Consider the following 15,247-nt stretch of genomic DNA (forward strand, 5'->3'; position numbering starts at 1 on the left):
TCTCTCTTACAGTTTGTAGCTGACACCAAACAAGAACTGACGACCGTACTCTTCGTACACCTCAGGGAAGTGGCCGCCATTTTCCTGCAGCGTACTCAGCCGTGTGGTGTATGGCGAATTGGTCAGGTTGTTCACCTGGAACAGCACCGTCAGGCCATACAAATCGCCTTCCTGAAAGCTGTAGCTCAGCTGAGCATCCACTTGTTTATCCGCCAGGACCTCGGTGTAACCCCGGGTGGCAAACAGCTGCACCACTTCGCCACGGAACTCCGAGCGGTAGCGCGAGTTCAACCGGGCAGAGAAGCCGTCTTTTTCGTAGTAGAAGGTTAAATCACGTACCCGGTCGGACAGACCAGGCAGCTTATTGCCACTGGACGGGCCGTCAGGACGAATGTCCGAATCCGCCCAGGACTGGCTGCCAATAAAACCAAAGCCATCCAGCGGCTGGTAAAACTGGCCTAAATCCAGCGACATACTCAGCTCCAGGCCGCGGATATTGCCGCCCTGACCATTGGCTGGCCGGCTCATATTGCCAATAGGGCTAACCGGCTCAATGTTGGAATTGTTCGGCGCGTTGCTAAAGTCGAAATCAAAGTTCTGGGTGTAAATATAACTGTCGAGTTTCTTGTAAAAAGCGCCCAGCGCAACATAGCTGGTGCCTTCCAGATACACCTCGTACGTTAAATCCACAGCTTTGGCGCGCCATGGTTCCAGCTGCGGGTTACCACTGCTGCCACTCCAGCGGCGGCTGTCCACCGACACCCCGGCGGTAATATTGGCGCGCATTTCGTCCATCCGCGGCCGGGCCATGGTTTTGCCCAGGCCCAAACGAATAAACTGATCATCCAGCACTTCCAGCCCCAGGTTCAGTGCCGGCAGCACATCGTTATAGGAAGCCCCACTTTCGACCTGCGTCAGGGTCGCCGGATCGTCCGGGTTGTAATCGCTGGCCAGGAAGCCACTCGACAGTTGGTCCGTCTGCACAAACTGGGTGCCGATATTGCCTTTTAATGGCCGGCCAAACAGCTCGGTATCCAGGTTCAACCGGACAAAACTGGTCAGCACTTCTTCGTCGACAGACCAGGCTTTGTTCCATCTGTTAGTGTCCAGAATAGGTTCAATGTCGTAATAGCGGTCGACCGTTTTCAGAATGTCGTAAGAAATTACCCCTGGAATACCGGCAAAGGCCAGCGAGGTAGGGCTGACCAGTAACGACGGGTCAATGCTGACTGGCGTGCGGTCATTTTTCAGGAATAAATCGTTGTCATCCACCAGCTTGTTTTTGCTGCGTTCGGTGTAATTCGCGCCGATATCAAATGAGCTGAAGTGTTTGCCCAGCATGCCGTCGGTTAAATCGTAGCGGCCGCTCAGCTCCACGGCTTTGACGCTTTCTTTCACATGAGGGTAACGGATAGAGCCGTCGTGGCCCCAGCCGCCCCAAGGCGCAGGATCGCTCAGCTGCACCTTGCTGACATCTGTGTAGTCGGTGGCCGGTGTATAGGTTGGGAAGCCATAAGGCTGCAGATTAAATTGAATAGAATCAAAGCTGCCACTTGGTGCCAGGCCTGCATAGGTTTCCAGCACCATCTCATCACGCTCCGAGCCCGAATACGACAAGTCCGCTTCCAGTGTCCAGCGGTCCAGCTTGAACTGAGTATTCCAACCCAGCGCTTTTAATTCGTCGTCTCTGCGATTGTTGTCGTTGCGCAGTACCGGGCGCAGATTAGTCGCGGTGCCACTTTGCACCACCTCAGTACCACCAAAATTAGCAAAGGTCGGGTTTAAAAACTCCATGCCATCGCCTGTCCATTGGTTGGTAAACCACATAGCGCCACGCATCACTTCGTCTTGCTCAAACTTGGAATAGTAGGCGTCGATAATGCTGTGCACCTGATCGTTTGGCTTGTACTCCAGCACCGCCATCAGGCCATCCCGCACCTGACTGCGCGCCACGGCGGTCACTTCCTGCCCCACTAACCCCAGCGCCTCGTCGTTTTCGGTGCCGGCCAGCGCCTGGTCCACCGTATTCCACTCCCAGGCTTTGTAATGTTTTACCTGAGTGGGTGTATCCATATGGGCAAAGCCAATGGCCAGGCCAACAGTATCGTCGGCAAACTGGTCAATATAAGACGCGCTGCCACGCCAGCCATCGGCCGACACTTCCGGGTGCATCTGGTCAAACGAGCTTTTCTCGCCACGCAGGTTAAACACCACGGCTTGTTCGCCATAGGCCAAAGGGCGGATGGTGCGTAAATCGACGGTGCCGGATAAGCCCATGCCAGCAATGGCCACGTCAGAGGTTTTGTACACCACGGCGCCGTTAATCAGCTCGGACGGGTACTGGTCGTATTCCACCGCCCTGTTGTCACCGGCGCTGGCCTGCTGGCGGCCGTTTAAGGTGGTGGTGGAGAAATCCGGTGCCAGACCCCGGATCGAGATCACCTGCACCCGGCCATTCACCCGTTGCCCAGCCAGACCTGGCAGGCGGGTTAATGACTCAGCAATACTTTGGTCCGGTAACTTGCCAATGTCTTCGGCAGACACGGCTTCGACCACACCAATTTCATTCTTTTTAATGTCGATGGTGGTTTCCATACTGCGGCGAATGCCCTGCACAGAAATCACTTCCACCTGCTCTTCGGCCTTCGGCGCTGCTTGCTGCGCCATCGCCGCTGACGGCAACAGACCTACCCCGACAGCTACCCCTAAAACCTGTGAAATTGCCACACCCAATTTGCTTTTATTCATCTTGTTATCTTCCTTCTCCCGTTGATGAGCGCCTGCATGTTCTGTGCATACTCTGGCGTTCAGCTGACACTAGCGCTGCCCCTGAATTTTGTCGTTTGAACTAGGTCATACCTGAATATTTTTGTATTATCCGCAGGTTCGAATAAAGTCGAACCTACACAAACAATTGATTCAAAACAATAAAATCCAACACCTTTGGCTTTAACATAGATGCATTATTTTTATGCATAGCCGGTTCAGCTCCAAGCATCAGCGGCTTTGCGTTTCGGTTTCGACCACAAGCAGCCAGGCTATGCAGTGGGTTAATGAAAGCCAAAAGAGCCTGACCGACAAAGCGCTTGCTCTGGGTCGGTGCCAAAGGCATAGTGGCTGGTAATTGCATCATCAGAATGCGATGTTTTGCTAAAAACCGGCCTTCAGCCCGGTCAGACAACAGGTTGTTTTGGGATATGGATACCATTCTGTTTAACTTCCATGACTTGCTCATGGTGGTCACTGCCTTCGAATGTTTGCTGCTCGCCACGCTGCTGGCAGCCTCAGCCCGCACGCCCTCACTGAGCAACGCACTGCTGGTCGCTTTTTTGTTATGCCACTTTCTGATCCCGCTGCACGAACTGATGTTTTGGGGCAAACTATTCCGCATCTGGCTGCTGGATATCTCGCCAGACCTGTTTTTTATCTTCAGCTTTGCCTATTACCTGGACGGGCCTTTGTTGTATTTCTTCGTGCGCGCCCTGCTGTACAAAGATATTCAGCTCAAACCCAAACACAGCTGGCATTTACTGCCCTTAGCACTCTATGTGCTGCATATGCTGGTCAGTTTTTACCTGCAGCCAGACGCCGTGCAGCGTCAGCTGATTGAAACTCAGCATATTGCCTATTCGTCGCCGCACCTCTATGTCGAAACGCTGGGCCGCTTTGTCCGCATGGGCTATGTGCTTTGGTGTTTTATGCTGGTATGGAACTACCGCCAGCAACTGCGGCATGAACAGGCCGATTTAAAAACCTCGGACGTGGCCTGGCTGAAAATTATGCTGCTGTCGTTTTTGCTGATCTTCGCGCTGGACACCGTACTGGTCTGTCTCAAGCTGTACGGCTTTTTGGCGGACGATTTTGACATGGACTTGCTGAATGTGGTGGGGCTCAGCAGCTACTACCTGAACTTTGTTGCGCTGAATATTCTTATTTTTCTGCGCTTTACCTCCTTCGTGACCGTAGCGCCGGTCAGCGAACAGCCACTGTTTGAAGCCAAAGATGAAAGCGCGGCAGTGTTTGATCAGCAAATTGCCCTGCGACTGGAACAGCTGATGCGTGAACAGAAGTTTTATGCCAATCCGGACATCACGCTGGACAAACTGGCAGCCGCCGCTGGCTACCCGGCGAAAAAGGTGTCACTGACCATTAAACAATGCCACCAGCAAAATTTTTACGAGTACGTCAACAGCTACCGTATCGCACAGGCCAAGCTATTACTGGCCGAGCAAGGGCCAGAGGCGCAGACCATTACCGACATCTACTTTGCGGTCGGTTTTAACAGCAAGTCGGTATTCAACACCTTCTTCAAACGGCTGGAGGGCGTCACCCCCAGCCAATACCGCGACCAACAAAACCCCTAAGGGGTCAGGTCTTGCAAGGGGTCAGGTCTTGTATTTTGCGTTTCAGTGCAAAATACAAGACCTGCCCCCCAAAAGAAAAGAAAGTTAGCGTGCGATGCAAAATTCAAGACCTGACCCCAGCGGAGCCTAGCACCGGCGACAAAGGCAGCCGCTCAATTTCACGTTGACTGAAGTTAGTGGTGGTCATTGCCAATGCAACCAGCACCAACAGCAAACACAAAGCGCCATGCAGCCCATACCACTTGGCCAGCTCTGGTTGCTGGCGTCTGGTGCGTAGCCGGTGCAGCCAGAGCCCACTTGCGACCAGAAACGTCAGCGCCAGGCCAAACAGCAAATACAGCAATTTGACACCCAAACCAGCAAAACTGCCAAAGTGCAGCGGGTCGGCAATATCCACCAGGGTGCCGACCAGGCCTAAATCCCCCTGCCGCTGCGTTTGGATAATCTCGCCACTATTGGGGTGCAAATAAACGCGATTGGCCCGGTTCCGGTAGAGCGGATTACCGTCCTGGCCGGACAGCATCACAGCCGCTTTGGCCTGCACAGGAAAATTAACAGCACGGACCTCCAGCCATGGCGCGGCCTGCTGAGCTTTTTGCACCAGCTCCGCCAATGGCAGTACCGCCGCAGAGTCTGCCGGCTGGCTCAGTTTAGGCACCGAGGGGTAATGCTCTACTTTAAGCCGCAGTAACCAGAACTCAGTGAAATACCAGAGCCCGGTTAAGGTGATGATCAGAATAAAAGGCCAGCTGCAGGCGCCGAGCCATTTATGCCAGTCGGACCAATGAGTACGCTTTTGCAGCGTCAAGCGGCCCGGCCACTTCAGTAGCCCCTTCCACCACTGCTTGTAGACGTAAAAACTGCTCACCAGCAGCGCCGCCAGCAAAAAACTCAGCGCGGTCACCAGCACTTTGCCGACATCGCCCATCGACAGGTACATATGCAGGTTGCGCAGGTAACGCGACAACCTTCCCCACTCGCCTTCCCCGGTCAGCTGGCCACTGGCTGGGTCGAAATAGACAAACAAAAACTCGTGTTGCCGCACCAGGCTGATTTCGCCCGCCAGATAGGGCTGATCAGGCAATTCAAGCGCCAGGATCTGATACCCAGCGTACTGACGGTCAAGCTCAGCCTGCAGCTGAGCCCAGGGTACAGGCCCGGATGCACCACTGGCGCGAAACTTAGCGTCGCTCAGGTATTCAATTTCGTGACTGACCACAGCCAGGGTGCCGCTCAGGCAAACCAACAGCATCAGCCAGCCAAAATAAAAACCGGCAAAACTATGCACCGCAAACCACTTTTTCGGGCTCATCAATCCATTATCCTGTAAAAACAAAGGCTGCCCGACAGGACAGCCTCAAGTAAAACAGAGCCCTTACTCAGAACTCATAACCCAGTTGCAGCATCAGGCGGCGCGGCTCACCGGGGAAATGTCCGGTGCGGGCAATAAAGCCAGAGGTTGCATAGGTTTTATCAAACAGGTTTTTCACGTTGGCCTGCACAGTCCACTGCTGCCAGTGCGTTTGCCAGCTTAAGTCAAACACTGTGTAAGGTTTCACTTTCTGGCCGTCGATACTCAGTTGCTCAGCCACATAATCCATGCCGGCAGAAATGGCTGAATTTAGCGCAGGCAAGTCGTAGCGCGTCCACAGCCCCAGCTGATGCAGCGGCGCATTGGCAAACTTGGTGCCAACCGCATTGGTGATGGCGCTGGTGCTTTGCTCCACCCTGGTGTCGTTGTATGCGTAGTTCAGGTTCAGCACCCAATTGGCCGACAAGTCGCCGAGCAAATCCGCCTCAAAGCCTTTGGCCCGCACTTCACCCAGTGCAATTAAATCATCACGGCCGTCGCCCGCCACATCACCCCGCGGATCGGACTGCAGAATGTTATTGCGCACCATGTCATACACAGCCAAATTCAACCGAACCGCATCGTCCAGCAAAGAGAAGCGTACACCCAGTTCATCAATGGACGACTGCTCCGCATCAAAAGGACCGCCGACGGCTTCCACCTGAGAGCTGGCCGACTGCGGGCTAAAGCCGGTGCCACGCAGCGCGTACAAACGGGTGCTGTCGTTCAGCTGATAGGTGGTGCCAATACGCCATGACATATCGTGTCCGGCCACTTCTGAGCCATCCACCAGATTGCGGTCACTGAAGCTGTCCCAGCGCAGGCCTGCCAGCAGGTTCCAGTGTTCAGTCAGGTCGACCATATCCTGCAGGTACATGCCCTTGCGGGTGGCTTTGGTGTCGGTGGAGCTAATCACCGCCAGGCTCATGTCATAAAAATCACGGCCTGCCAGGCCATACACCGGGTCTTTCAGGCTCAAGCCAGGCACCTGGCCACGCTGCTCTTCAGGCTGAATATTGCGGCCAATAAAAAATGAGTCCTGACTGAAATAATCCGTGCCAACCAACACCTGATGGGTAAAACCTGCGGTGTTCAATGAAATCACATTGTTCAGCGTAAAGCTGTTGGCGGTGTTGTCCCGCTGCTGGTCGCGGAATTGACGGCGACAGTAATCAATCACGCCATCGTTATCGGTGTCATAGCTGCAGTACGGCTCGTGGTAGTTTTGCAGCTCGGTGTTGTCATAACGGCGCCAGGTCAGGTCAAAGGACCAGTCACTGCTGAATTCATGATCCAGCCGTGCCTGCCAGACGTCCGCTTCCAGTGTCTGAAAGTCAGAGGCTTCATTGTGGTTCCAGTCACGGCTGGTCAGGAAATTGCCGTCCGCATCTGTTGGCACTCCCCGTAAACGCGCGCCCTGATAATTCTGCTCCAGCTGCTGATACTGCACCAACAGGCTGGTTTTGTCGGTCAGCAACCACTGATAACCCAGGTCCAGAATGTCATTTTCCACTTCAGTATTTTGCCGGAATGGCTGCTCGCTGTCGCGGTAATAACCAACACGGTACAGGTGCTCATCATTCAGCGGGCCGCTCAACTCCAGCGAACCTTGCCAGTAGTTGTAGTTACCAAGCCCCAGTTCCAGCCGGTTTTTCTGCACCGCTGTTGGCTTTTTCGTCACGTAATTAATCAGGCCACCAGGTGCGCTGCTGCCATACAAAGCACCGCTGGTACCTTTAAGCAGTTGAACTTCTTGAATATTAAATAGTTGCGGTACAGCGAAGCCGTTGAAAGGGTCGCCACGCACGCCATCGTACAGAATTTCGTCCTGGCGGAAACCACGGAAGGTCACGCCTGAATAACTGAAGGCACTGACACCGCTCATGCTTCGGTACAAATCGGTAATTTGCCGGGCCGCCTGGTCCTGAATCAGGGCTTCAGGTAATACCTGAATGTTCTGTGGTACCAGCGCAATATTCTGATCGGTCCGGGTAGCCACGCTGGAGTTAGAGGCACGATATAAGGTTTGGGCCCGGCCTTTTACTTCAATCACTTCCAACTCATCGTCTTGCTTTTCAACCGCTTGCTGCGCCTGCGCAGACAAGGACAACAACAACGCACTTAATACACTTAACCGAAACTCCGCTCGCACCTGGCACCCCAAAAATACAAATGATAACAATTATCATCTTACATGATTTAATCCCCAGCCGTAAACCACCAGGGTCAGGTCTTGCATGGGGTCAGGTCTTGTATTTTGCATTGAAACGCAAAATACAAGACCTGACCCCAGCAGAGGCGGTACTAAATCCATCGCGCCATTTTAGCCATCTATCCGTTTATATGGTTTTATTTGGGCTTATAACAAAAAAGGTGCTTGACGCTTTTGTTAATTCAGGGTTTTATAGTGCGCAGTGGATCAGATGGAAAACAGCTCAATGAACAGTCAACGCAATTCAATCACAGTGTGGTGGTGGCATACTCCTTAACGGGCGTGTGTTGGCGTTGTCGTAGCTATCCATCCAGGCCCGTTTCGAAAGAAGCGGGTTTTTTTGTTTTAAGCGGTCAAAAAATTTACAAAGGGGTCAGGTCTTGTATTTTGCGTTTCGATACAAAATACAAGACCTGACCCCAAACGATGAGAGATAAAAAATGACACAGATACAAACAGTACGTTGGCACTGGTGGCGCATTTCCTGACTCAGCGGGCCGGACTGTTATTGTCTGAAATTTAGCACCACAAGCCCGCGATAAGCGGGTTTGTTGTTTCTGGCTTATCGCAGGGTGTAACCCCCAAGTCACTGCAGGCTGCGGCTTCAGGTACGACGGGTAGAAAACTTAAGGAACAGGATGAACTTACAACACATCACCCACATTCAGGGCCAGGTCGCCAGCTTTAGCCAGCCACTGCCCTATTTGCCGGATCCACTGCAAAGCTTTAGCCAGCTGTGCGGCCAGAGCCAGGGCAGCCTGCTGCTGGAATCTGCTGAAATTGACAGCAAAGACAACTTAAAAAGTCTGATGCTGATTGACGCCGCGCTGCGTATTGAATGCCATGGCCTGCAGGTGACTATTCAGGCATTAACCAGTAATGGTGCCACCCTGCTGCCGTATCTGCACCACAAACTGCAATCAGCAGCTACGCAAACCGAACTCAGCAACAGCACACTGCAGGTGCAGTTTGCTCAGCCAGACCCACTGCTGGACGAACACAGCAAGCTGCAGGTGCCGAACAGCCTGACCGTACTGCGGGTGTTGCAGCAGCAACTGACCAGCAACAGCAACGAGCCCTTCGCCGTCTTTTTGGGTGGGGTGATTGGCTATGATCTGGTGGCGATGACCGAAGCACTGCCACAAGTGCCCACCACCGCCAACCAGTGCCCCGACTACTTGTTTTACCTGGCCGAGACTTTATTGGTGATCGATCACCAGAATCCGCACAGCACCCTGATTGGCAACGTGTTCTGCGGCGAACAGGCGCAGCAGCAGTATTTTGTCATTGGCAACCGCCTGCAGCAGCTGGCGCAGCAATTGGCAGAGCCGCAAGCCCAGCCTGCCAGCACACCAGTCAACGTGGCCGAAGTGCAGGTCGATATCAGCGACGCCGACTTTGTCCGTCAGGTCGAACAACTGAAAGAAAACATCGTCGCTGGCGACGTGTTCCAGGTGGTGCCGTCGCGTTGCTTCAGCCTGCCCTGCCCGGCACCACTGAACGCCTACGCCAAACTGAAACAACAAAACCCCAGCCCTTACATGTTCTACCTGCAAGACAAAAACTTCAGCCTGTTTGGCGCCTCGCCAGAATCTGCACTGAAGTACAGCGCCGACAACCGCCAGGTCGAAATTTACCCTATCGCCGGCACCCGTCGTCGTGGCTTTAATGCCGCCGGTGAACTGGACCGCGATTTAGACAGCCGTATTGAACTCGAACTGCGCCAGGACGAAAAAGAAAAAGCCGAACACCTGATGCTGGTCGACTTAGCCCGCAACGACGTGGCACGTATCAGCGTGCCGGGCAGCCGGTATGTCAAAGAGCTGCTGAAAGTCGACCGTTATTCCTACGTCATGCATTTAGTGTCCCGCGTGGTCGGCACCTTAAAACCTGAGCTGGATGCTTTGCATGCCTACCAGGCCTGCATGAATATGGGCACCTTAGTCGGTGCCCCTAAAGTAAAAGCCGCCGAACTGATCCGTCAGGTGGAGCAACAACGGCGCGGCAGCTACGGCGGCGCCGTCGGTTACCTGTCGACCAATGGCGACTTCGACAGCTGCATCGTCATCCGCTCGGCCTATGTACAAAACGGCATGGCTTACATTCAGGCCGGCGCTGGTGTGGTGTACGACAGCGTGGCGCAAGCCGAAGCCGACGAAACCCGCAGCAAGGCGCAAGCCGTGATCAACGCCATTCGCGCCGCAGGAGGTGCCGTATGAGTATCGTGTATCTGCTCGATAACCTGGATTCCTTCAGCTACAACCTGGTGGACGAAGTGGCCCAGCTGGGTTTTACCCTGAAGTTGTACCGCAACACAGTGCCAGCCGCTTATATCTTCGACAAAATGCTGGCCGAAACTGAGCCAGTGGTGCTGTTGTTGTCCCCTGGCCCGGGCGCACCGGCAGACGCAGGCTACATGCCAGAGCTGATTAAACTCGCCGCCGGCCGTTTCCCAATGCTGGGTATTTGTTTGGGTCATCAGGCGCTGGTCGAACACTACGGCGGTGAAGTGGGCCGTGCTGGCGAAACCGTGCATGGCAAAACCTCTATTATTGCGCTGTCAGACCATCCGGTATTTGGCGAGCTGCCTAAGCAGTTTTCTGTGGCACGTTACCACTCGCTGATGGCAACCCAAGTGCCGCCAGCCTTAAAGGTCATCGCCAATTACCAGCATATTCCAATGGCCATTGCCAACGATGCCGACAAAGTGCTGGGCTATCAGTTCCATCCCGAATCCATTTTAACCACCCTGGGCAAACCGCTGTTGCAGCAAAGCCTGAACTACCTGCTGCATGGCACCGCCTTGGCGCAGAAACAAGGAGCGGCCCATGTCTGAGTTATTACCGCTGGTGCAACAAAGCCTGCGCGGCGAAGCGCTTAGCAGCGACCAAGCCGAACAGTTTTTTGCCGCCGTAGTGCAAGGGCAAGCCGACCCGGTGCTGCTCACCGCTTTATTGGTCGCACTGAAAATGCGCGGCGAAACGGCCGGTGAAATTGCCGGCGCTGCCCGCGCGCTGCGCAGTGCCGCCACGCCGTTTGAACGCACAGTGCCAAACAGCATCGACTGCTGCGGTACTGGCGGTGATGGCTCCAACACCATCAATATTTCCAGCACCGCCGCTTTGGTCGGCGCCAGCATGGGTTTGCCTGTGGTCAAACACGGCAACCGCAGCGTGTCTTCGCGCTCTGGTTCGGCCGATTTACTTGAGCAGCTCGGCGTCAATATTCAAATGAGCCCGGCCACCGCCGCCAAAGCACTGGCGCAAAGCAATGCCAGCTTTTTATTTGCGCCGCTGTACCATGCCGGTATCCGTCATGCCATGCCGGTGCGCAACGCGCTGAAAAGCCGCACTCTGTTTAACCTGTTAGGGCCGCTGGTCAACCCGGCTAAACCAGATTTACAGCTGCTTGGCGTGTATGATCCAGCGCTGACCCGGCTGATGGCAGAGGCGCTGCAGCAACTTGGCACCAAAGCCGCCTGGGTGGTGCATGGCAGTGGCTGCGACGAAATCGCACTGCACGGCCCAACCAAAGTCAGTGCACTGAGTCGCACTGGTATTGAAGAATTTGAACTGACACCGGCCGACTTTGGCTTAAACAACCGCGCACTCAGTGAGTTAGCCGGTGGCGAGCCTCAGCAAAACGCCGCAGCAACACTGGCCATTTTGCAAGGCCAGGGCCAGAGCGCGCACAATGAGGCGGTGGCAGTAAATGTAGCGGCCATGCTGAAAATCAGCGGCAAGCAAGCCTCACTGCCGCAGCTGACCACTCAGGTGCTGAACCACCTCGCCAGCGGCAATGCATTTTCGACCTTAGCGCAGTTAAAAGAGATCAGTCATGGCTAACGTGTTAGAGACCATTATCACCCACAAACGCAGCGAGCTGATTGAGCGCAAACAGCAGCTGCCACTCACCCAGTTTATAGATCAGGTGCAGCCCACCACCCGCAGTTTTTTAAAGGCGCTGCAGCAAAAGGGCCCGCGTTTTATTCTGGAATGCAAAAAAGCATCGCCGTCCAAGGGACTGATCCGCAGCCCGTTTAATCTGGACGAAATTACCGCCGCTTATGCGCAATACGCCGACTGCATTTCGGTGCTGACCGACGAAAAGTTTTTTCAGGGCAGCTACGACTACCTGGCCAAAGTGCGTGGCAAAGTGCAGCAACCACTGCTGCATAAAGACTTTATTATTGACCCTTACCAGATTTACCTCGGCCGCCTGCAAGGTGCCGACGCCGTGCTGCTGATGCTGTCGGTATTAAACGACCTGGAGTACCTGGAGCTGGCCAAAGTAGCGAAAAGCCTGAATATGGGCATTTTGACGGAAGTAAGTAACGAGCAGGAAACCCTGCGCGCAGTGGCTTTAGGCGCCGAGCTGATTGGCATTAATAACCGCGATTTACGCGATTTAAGCACCAACCTCGACACCAGTTTCCGCTTGGCCAAATTGATCCCGGCTGGTATCAGCGTGGTGTCCGAATCCGGCATCTACAGCAATCAGCAGGTACGGCATTTAAGCAAAGTGGCGGACGCCTTTCTGGTTGGCAGCTCACTGATGGCACAGGACGATTTAGCTGACGCCTGCCGCGCACTGATTATTGGCGAGCACAAAGTCTGTGGCCTCACCAAAGCCGAAGACGCCGCCGCTGTGTACGCGGCCGGGGCTTATTACGGCGGACTGATTTTCTACCCGAAATCGGCGCGCGCTGTCAGTATTGAGCAAGCCAAAGCCGTGCAACAAGGCGCGCCAGCACTGCATTATGTTGGCGTGTTCGTCAACGAACAGGTAGAACAGGTGGCCGCTATTGCTCAGCAATTAACACTGGCGGCCGTGCAGTTGCATGGCGAAGAAAGTGACCTGTACCTGCAAAAGTTAAAACCTCTACTGCCAGCTGGCTGCGCTATCTGGAAGGCGTACCGGGTGAAAGACCAGTTGCCGGAACTCAGCCGCCACGCCGACCGCTACCTGCTGGACGCCTTCAGTGACAAGGCCCATGGCGGTACTGGCCAGCAATTTGACTGGGATTTACTGGACCAACGGCTGCTGGATAAAAAAGTTCAGCTGGCAGGTGGCTTGAGCCCCGACAACGTGGTTGGCGCCCTAAAGCATCAAATACTGGCACTGGACCTGAATTCAGGTGTAGAAACGGCTCCAGGCCAAAAAGACCCAAACAAAGTTCAACAGGCATTTTTACAGATCAGAGAATTCAGCCATGAGTAAATTAAAGTTAAACCCTTATTTTGGTGACTACGGCGGCATGTTTGTGCCTGAACTGCTGGTTCCGGCCTTAACCCAGCTGGAGCATGCATTTGTTGAAGCCCAGCAAGACCCGGCCTTTCTGGCCGAGTTTCAATCGCTGTTAACCGACTACGCCGGCCGGCCAACACCGCTGACCTTATGCCGTAATTTATCGCCCAACCCACTGGCGAAAATTTACTTAAAACGCGAAGACTTATTGCACGGCGGCGCGCATAAAACCAACCAGGTGCTGGGTCAGGCCTTGCTGGCCAAACGCATGGGCAAAAAAGATATCATCGCCGAAACCGGCGCCGGTCAGCACGGTGTGGCCACGGCGCTTGCCTGTGCCCTGCTTGGCCTGAACTGCAAAATCTATATGGGTGCCAAAGACATCGAACGTCAGCAGCCCAACGTATTCCGGATGAAGCTGATGGGCGCGACAGTGATCCCGGTCACCAGCGGCTCAGGTACCTTAAAAGACGCGGTCAACGAAGCGATGCGCGACTGGTCCGCCAGCTACGCCACCAGCCACTATTTATTAGGTACAGCAGCGGGCCCGCATCCGTTCCCAACCATAGTGCGCGAATTCCAGAAAATGATTGGTGAAGAAGCCAAACAACAAATTCTGGCCGCCGAAGGCAAATTGCCAGACGCGGTGCTGGCCTGTGTCGGCGGTGGTTCAAACGCTATCGGCATGTTTGCCGACTTTATCAAAGAAGACGGCGTAAGGCTGATTGGCGTAGAGCCTGGCGGTAAAGGCATCGACACTCACGAGCATGGGGCGGCATTGTCCACCGGCAGCTACGGCATTTTGCACGGAGCTTACACCGCTATTATGCAAACCGCCGATGGCCAGATTGAAGAATCCTATTCGGTGTCCGCAGGCCTGGATTACCCGGCAGTCGGCCCGCAGCATACCTATCTGCAGTCGATTGGTCGTGCTGAGTATGTGGCTATTAATGACGACGAAGCCTTAGCCGCCTTCCAGCAGCTGGCCAGGTCAGAAGGCATTATTCCGGCGCTGGAAAGCTCGCATGCCTTGGCGCATGCACTGAAAATGGCGGCCGCAGCCACAGAACCACTGGTGTTGCTGGTGAATCTGTCTGGGCGAGGCGACAAAGATTTAAACCATGTGTATTCAATTTTGGGCATGGCACGCTAACCGCGGCTCGAACTAAGGAATTTGTGATGCAACGTTATTCAGAGTTATTCAGCCGCTTAGCTGCCAACAAGCAAGGTGCTTTTGTGCCATTCGTCACCATTGGCGACCCGAACCTTGAGCTGTCCGAGCAAATAATCCGCGCCATGATTGCAGGCGGTGCGGACGCTCTGGAGCTGGGAATTCCGTTCTCAGACCCAATTGCCGACGGCCCGACCATTCAGGGGGCCAACATTCGCGCTTTAGAGGCTGGAGTGACGCCTGACCAGTGCTTTGCGCTGATCAGCCGTATTCGCGCCGACTACCCTCAGCTGCCCATTGGCCTGCTGCTGTACAGCAACCTGGTGATGGCCAAAGGCATTGACGCCTTCTACGCCAGCGCCAAAGCGGCCGGGGTGGATTCAGTGCTGATTGCCGACGTGCCGATGCTGGAAAGCAAACCCTTCCGCCAGGCTGGGATGAAACACGAGGTAGCGCCTATTTTTATCGCGCCGCCAAACATCGATGACGACGGCCTGCGTGAACTGGCGTCTTATGGCCGTGGTTACACCTATTTATTGTCGCGCGCTGGGGTGACAGGCACTGAAACTCAGGCCACCATGCCAGCCACCACTCTGGTCGATACCCTGAAAAGCTACCACGCCGCTCCAGCCTTACTGGGCTTTGGCATCTCCACACCAGAGCACGTGAAAGCCGCCATTGCCGCAGGAGCAGCAGGCGCAATCTCGGGATCCGCCATAGTGCAGCGCATCGAAAAACTGCAGGCTCAGCCACAGCAACTGCTGGCCGAACTCCAGACCTTCGTCCAAAGCATGAAAGCCGCCACCCAGCTCTAACCCCCCCTTGGGGTCAGGTCTTGTATTTTGTATCGCGCACTAACTTTTGGGGTCAGGTCTTGTATTTTGCATTGAAAATGCAAAATA

Annotated in this window: 11 protein-coding genes; 7 read left to right on the forward strand and 4 right to left on the reverse strand. The window is 54.5% G+C overall.

The window, feature by feature from the left end; genetic code table 11:
- Positions 1 to 6: 6 nt before the first annotated feature.
- On the reverse strand, positions 7 to 2,748 hold the full coding sequence (locus ACFO3I_RS17195) for a TonB-dependent receptor (RefSeq protein ID WP_377336127.1): 2,742 nt from the start codon (positions 2,746 to 2,748) through the stop codon (positions 7 to 9).
- 154 nt (positions 2,749 to 2,902) lie between these two features.
- Positions 2,903 to 3,235, reverse strand: a complete 333-nt coding sequence (locus ACFO3I_RS17200) for a hypothetical protein (protein WP_377336129.1) — start codon at positions 3,233 to 3,235, stop codon at positions 2,903 to 2,905.
- Between ACFO3I_RS17200 and ACFO3I_RS17205 the strand changes: the two genes are divergently transcribed.
- Positions 3,198 to 4,364, forward strand: coding sequence for an AraC family transcriptional regulator (locus tag ACFO3I_RS17205; RefSeq protein ID WP_377336131.1), 1,167 nt, complete (start codon positions 3,198 to 3,200; stop codon positions 4,362 to 4,364). The genes ACFO3I_RS17200 and ACFO3I_RS17205 overlap by 38 nt on opposite strands.
- A 103-nt stretch (positions 4,365 to 4,467) precedes the next feature.
- On the opposite strand, the gene ACFO3I_RS17210 is transcribed toward ACFO3I_RS17205, so the two are convergent.
- Positions 4,468 to 5,676, reverse strand: coding sequence for a PepSY-associated TM helix domain-containing protein (locus ACFO3I_RS17210; RefSeq protein WP_377336133.1), 1,209 nt, complete (start codon positions 5,674 to 5,676; stop codon positions 4,468 to 4,470).
- Between the two features lie 67 nt (positions 5,677 to 5,743).
- The gene (locus ACFO3I_RS17215; protein ID WP_377336135.1) at positions 5,744 to 7,867 is read right to left on the reverse strand and encodes a TonB-dependent siderophore receptor; all 2,124 of its coding nucleotides are present in this window, start codon (positions 7,865 to 7,867) and stop codon (positions 5,744 to 5,746) included.
- A gap of 698 nt (positions 7,868 to 8,565) precedes the next feature.
- Here ACFO3I_RS17215 and ACFO3I_RS17220 point away from each other — a divergent pair.
- From ACFO3I_RS17220 to trpA, 6 genes are read left to right on the forward strand one after another with little or no spacing between them, the layout of a single operon-like run.
- The gene (locus ACFO3I_RS17220) at positions 8,566 to 10,146 is read left to right on the forward strand and encodes an anthranilate synthase component 1 (protein WP_377336137.1); all 1,581 of its coding nucleotides are present in this window, start codon (positions 8,566 to 8,568) and stop codon (positions 10,144 to 10,146) included.
- On the forward strand, positions 10,143 to 10,763 hold the full coding sequence (locus ACFO3I_RS17225) for an aminodeoxychorismate/anthranilate synthase component II (protein ID WP_377336139.1): 621 nt from the start codon (positions 10,143 to 10,145) through the stop codon (positions 10,761 to 10,763). The genes ACFO3I_RS17220 and ACFO3I_RS17225 overlap by 4 nt, the downstream gene beginning before the upstream one ends.
- Positions 10,756 to 11,772: an anthranilate phosphoribosyltransferase gene (trpD, locus tag ACFO3I_RS17230; RefSeq protein ID WP_377336141.1), complete on the forward strand. Its 1,017-nt coding sequence runs from the start codon at positions 10,756 to 10,758 to the stop codon at positions 11,770 to 11,772. Before ACFO3I_RS17225 ends, trpD begins: the two co-directional genes overlap by 8 nt.
- The gene (trpCF, locus tag ACFO3I_RS17235) at positions 11,765 to 13,147 is read left to right on the forward strand and encodes a bifunctional indole-3-glycerol-phosphate synthase TrpC/phosphoribosylanthranilate isomerase TrpF (protein WP_377336143.1); all 1,383 of its coding nucleotides are present in this window, start codon (positions 11,765 to 11,767) and stop codon (positions 13,145 to 13,147) included. The genes trpD and trpCF overlap by 8 nt, the downstream gene beginning before the upstream one ends.
- Positions 13,140 to 14,327 carry a tryptophan synthase subunit beta gene (gene trpB / locus ACFO3I_RS17240; RefSeq protein ID WP_377336145.1) on the forward strand — a complete coding sequence of 396 codons (1,188 nt, stop codon included), beginning with the start codon at positions 13,140 to 13,142 and terminating at the stop codon, positions 14,325 to 14,327. The genes trpCF and trpB overlap by 8 nt, the downstream gene beginning before the upstream one ends.
- 26 nt (positions 14,328 to 14,353) lie before the next feature.
- Entirely contained in the window at positions 14,354 to 15,160 is an 807-nt protein-coding gene (gene trpA / locus ACFO3I_RS17245) for a tryptophan synthase subunit alpha (RefSeq protein ID WP_377336147.1), read from the forward strand.
- Positions 15,161 to 15,247 lie beyond the last annotated feature (87 nt).

Source organism: Rheinheimera marina, from assembly GCF_042654345.1.
Taxonomy (GTDB): Bacteria; Pseudomonadota; Gammaproteobacteria; order Enterobacterales; family Alteromonadaceae; genus Pararheinheimera; species Pararheinheimera marina.

Coding starts and splice junctions, on each gene's coding strand:
- ACFO3I_RS17195 (WP_377336127.1), bottom strand. CDS start 2,748: ATGAATAAAAGCAAATTGGGTGTGGCAATTTCACAGGTTTTAGGGGTA.
- ACFO3I_RS17205 (WP_377336131.1), top strand. CDS start 3,198: ATGGATACCATTCTGTTTAACTTCCATGACTTGCTCATGGTGGTCACT.
- ACFO3I_RS17200 (WP_377336129.1), bottom strand. CDS start 3,235: ATGAGCAAGTCATGGAAGTTAAACAGAATGGTATCCATATCCCAAAAC.
- ACFO3I_RS17210 (WP_377336133.1), bottom strand. CDS start 5,676: ATGAGCCCGAAAAAGTGGTTTGCGGTGCATAGTTTTGCCGGTTTTTAT.
- ACFO3I_RS17220 (WP_377336137.1), top strand. CDS start 8,566: ATGAACTTACAACACATCACCCACATTCAGGGCCAGGTCGCCAGCTTT.
- ACFO3I_RS17225 (WP_377336139.1), top strand. CDS start 10,143: ATGAGTATCGTGTATCTGCTCGATAACCTGGATTCCTTCAGCTACAAC.
- trpD (WP_377336141.1), top strand. CDS start 10,756: ATGTCTGAGTTATTACCGCTGGTGCAACAAAGCCTGCGCGGCGAAGCG.
- trpCF (WP_377336143.1), top strand. CDS start 11,765: ATGGCTAACGTGTTAGAGACCATTATCACCCACAAACGCAGCGAGCTG.
- trpB (WP_377336145.1), top strand. CDS start 13,140: ATGAGTAAATTAAAGTTAAACCCTTATTTTGGTGACTACGGCGGCATG.
- trpA (WP_377336147.1), top strand. CDS start 14,354: ATGCAACGTTATTCAGAGTTATTCAGCCGCTTAGCTGCCAACAAGCAA.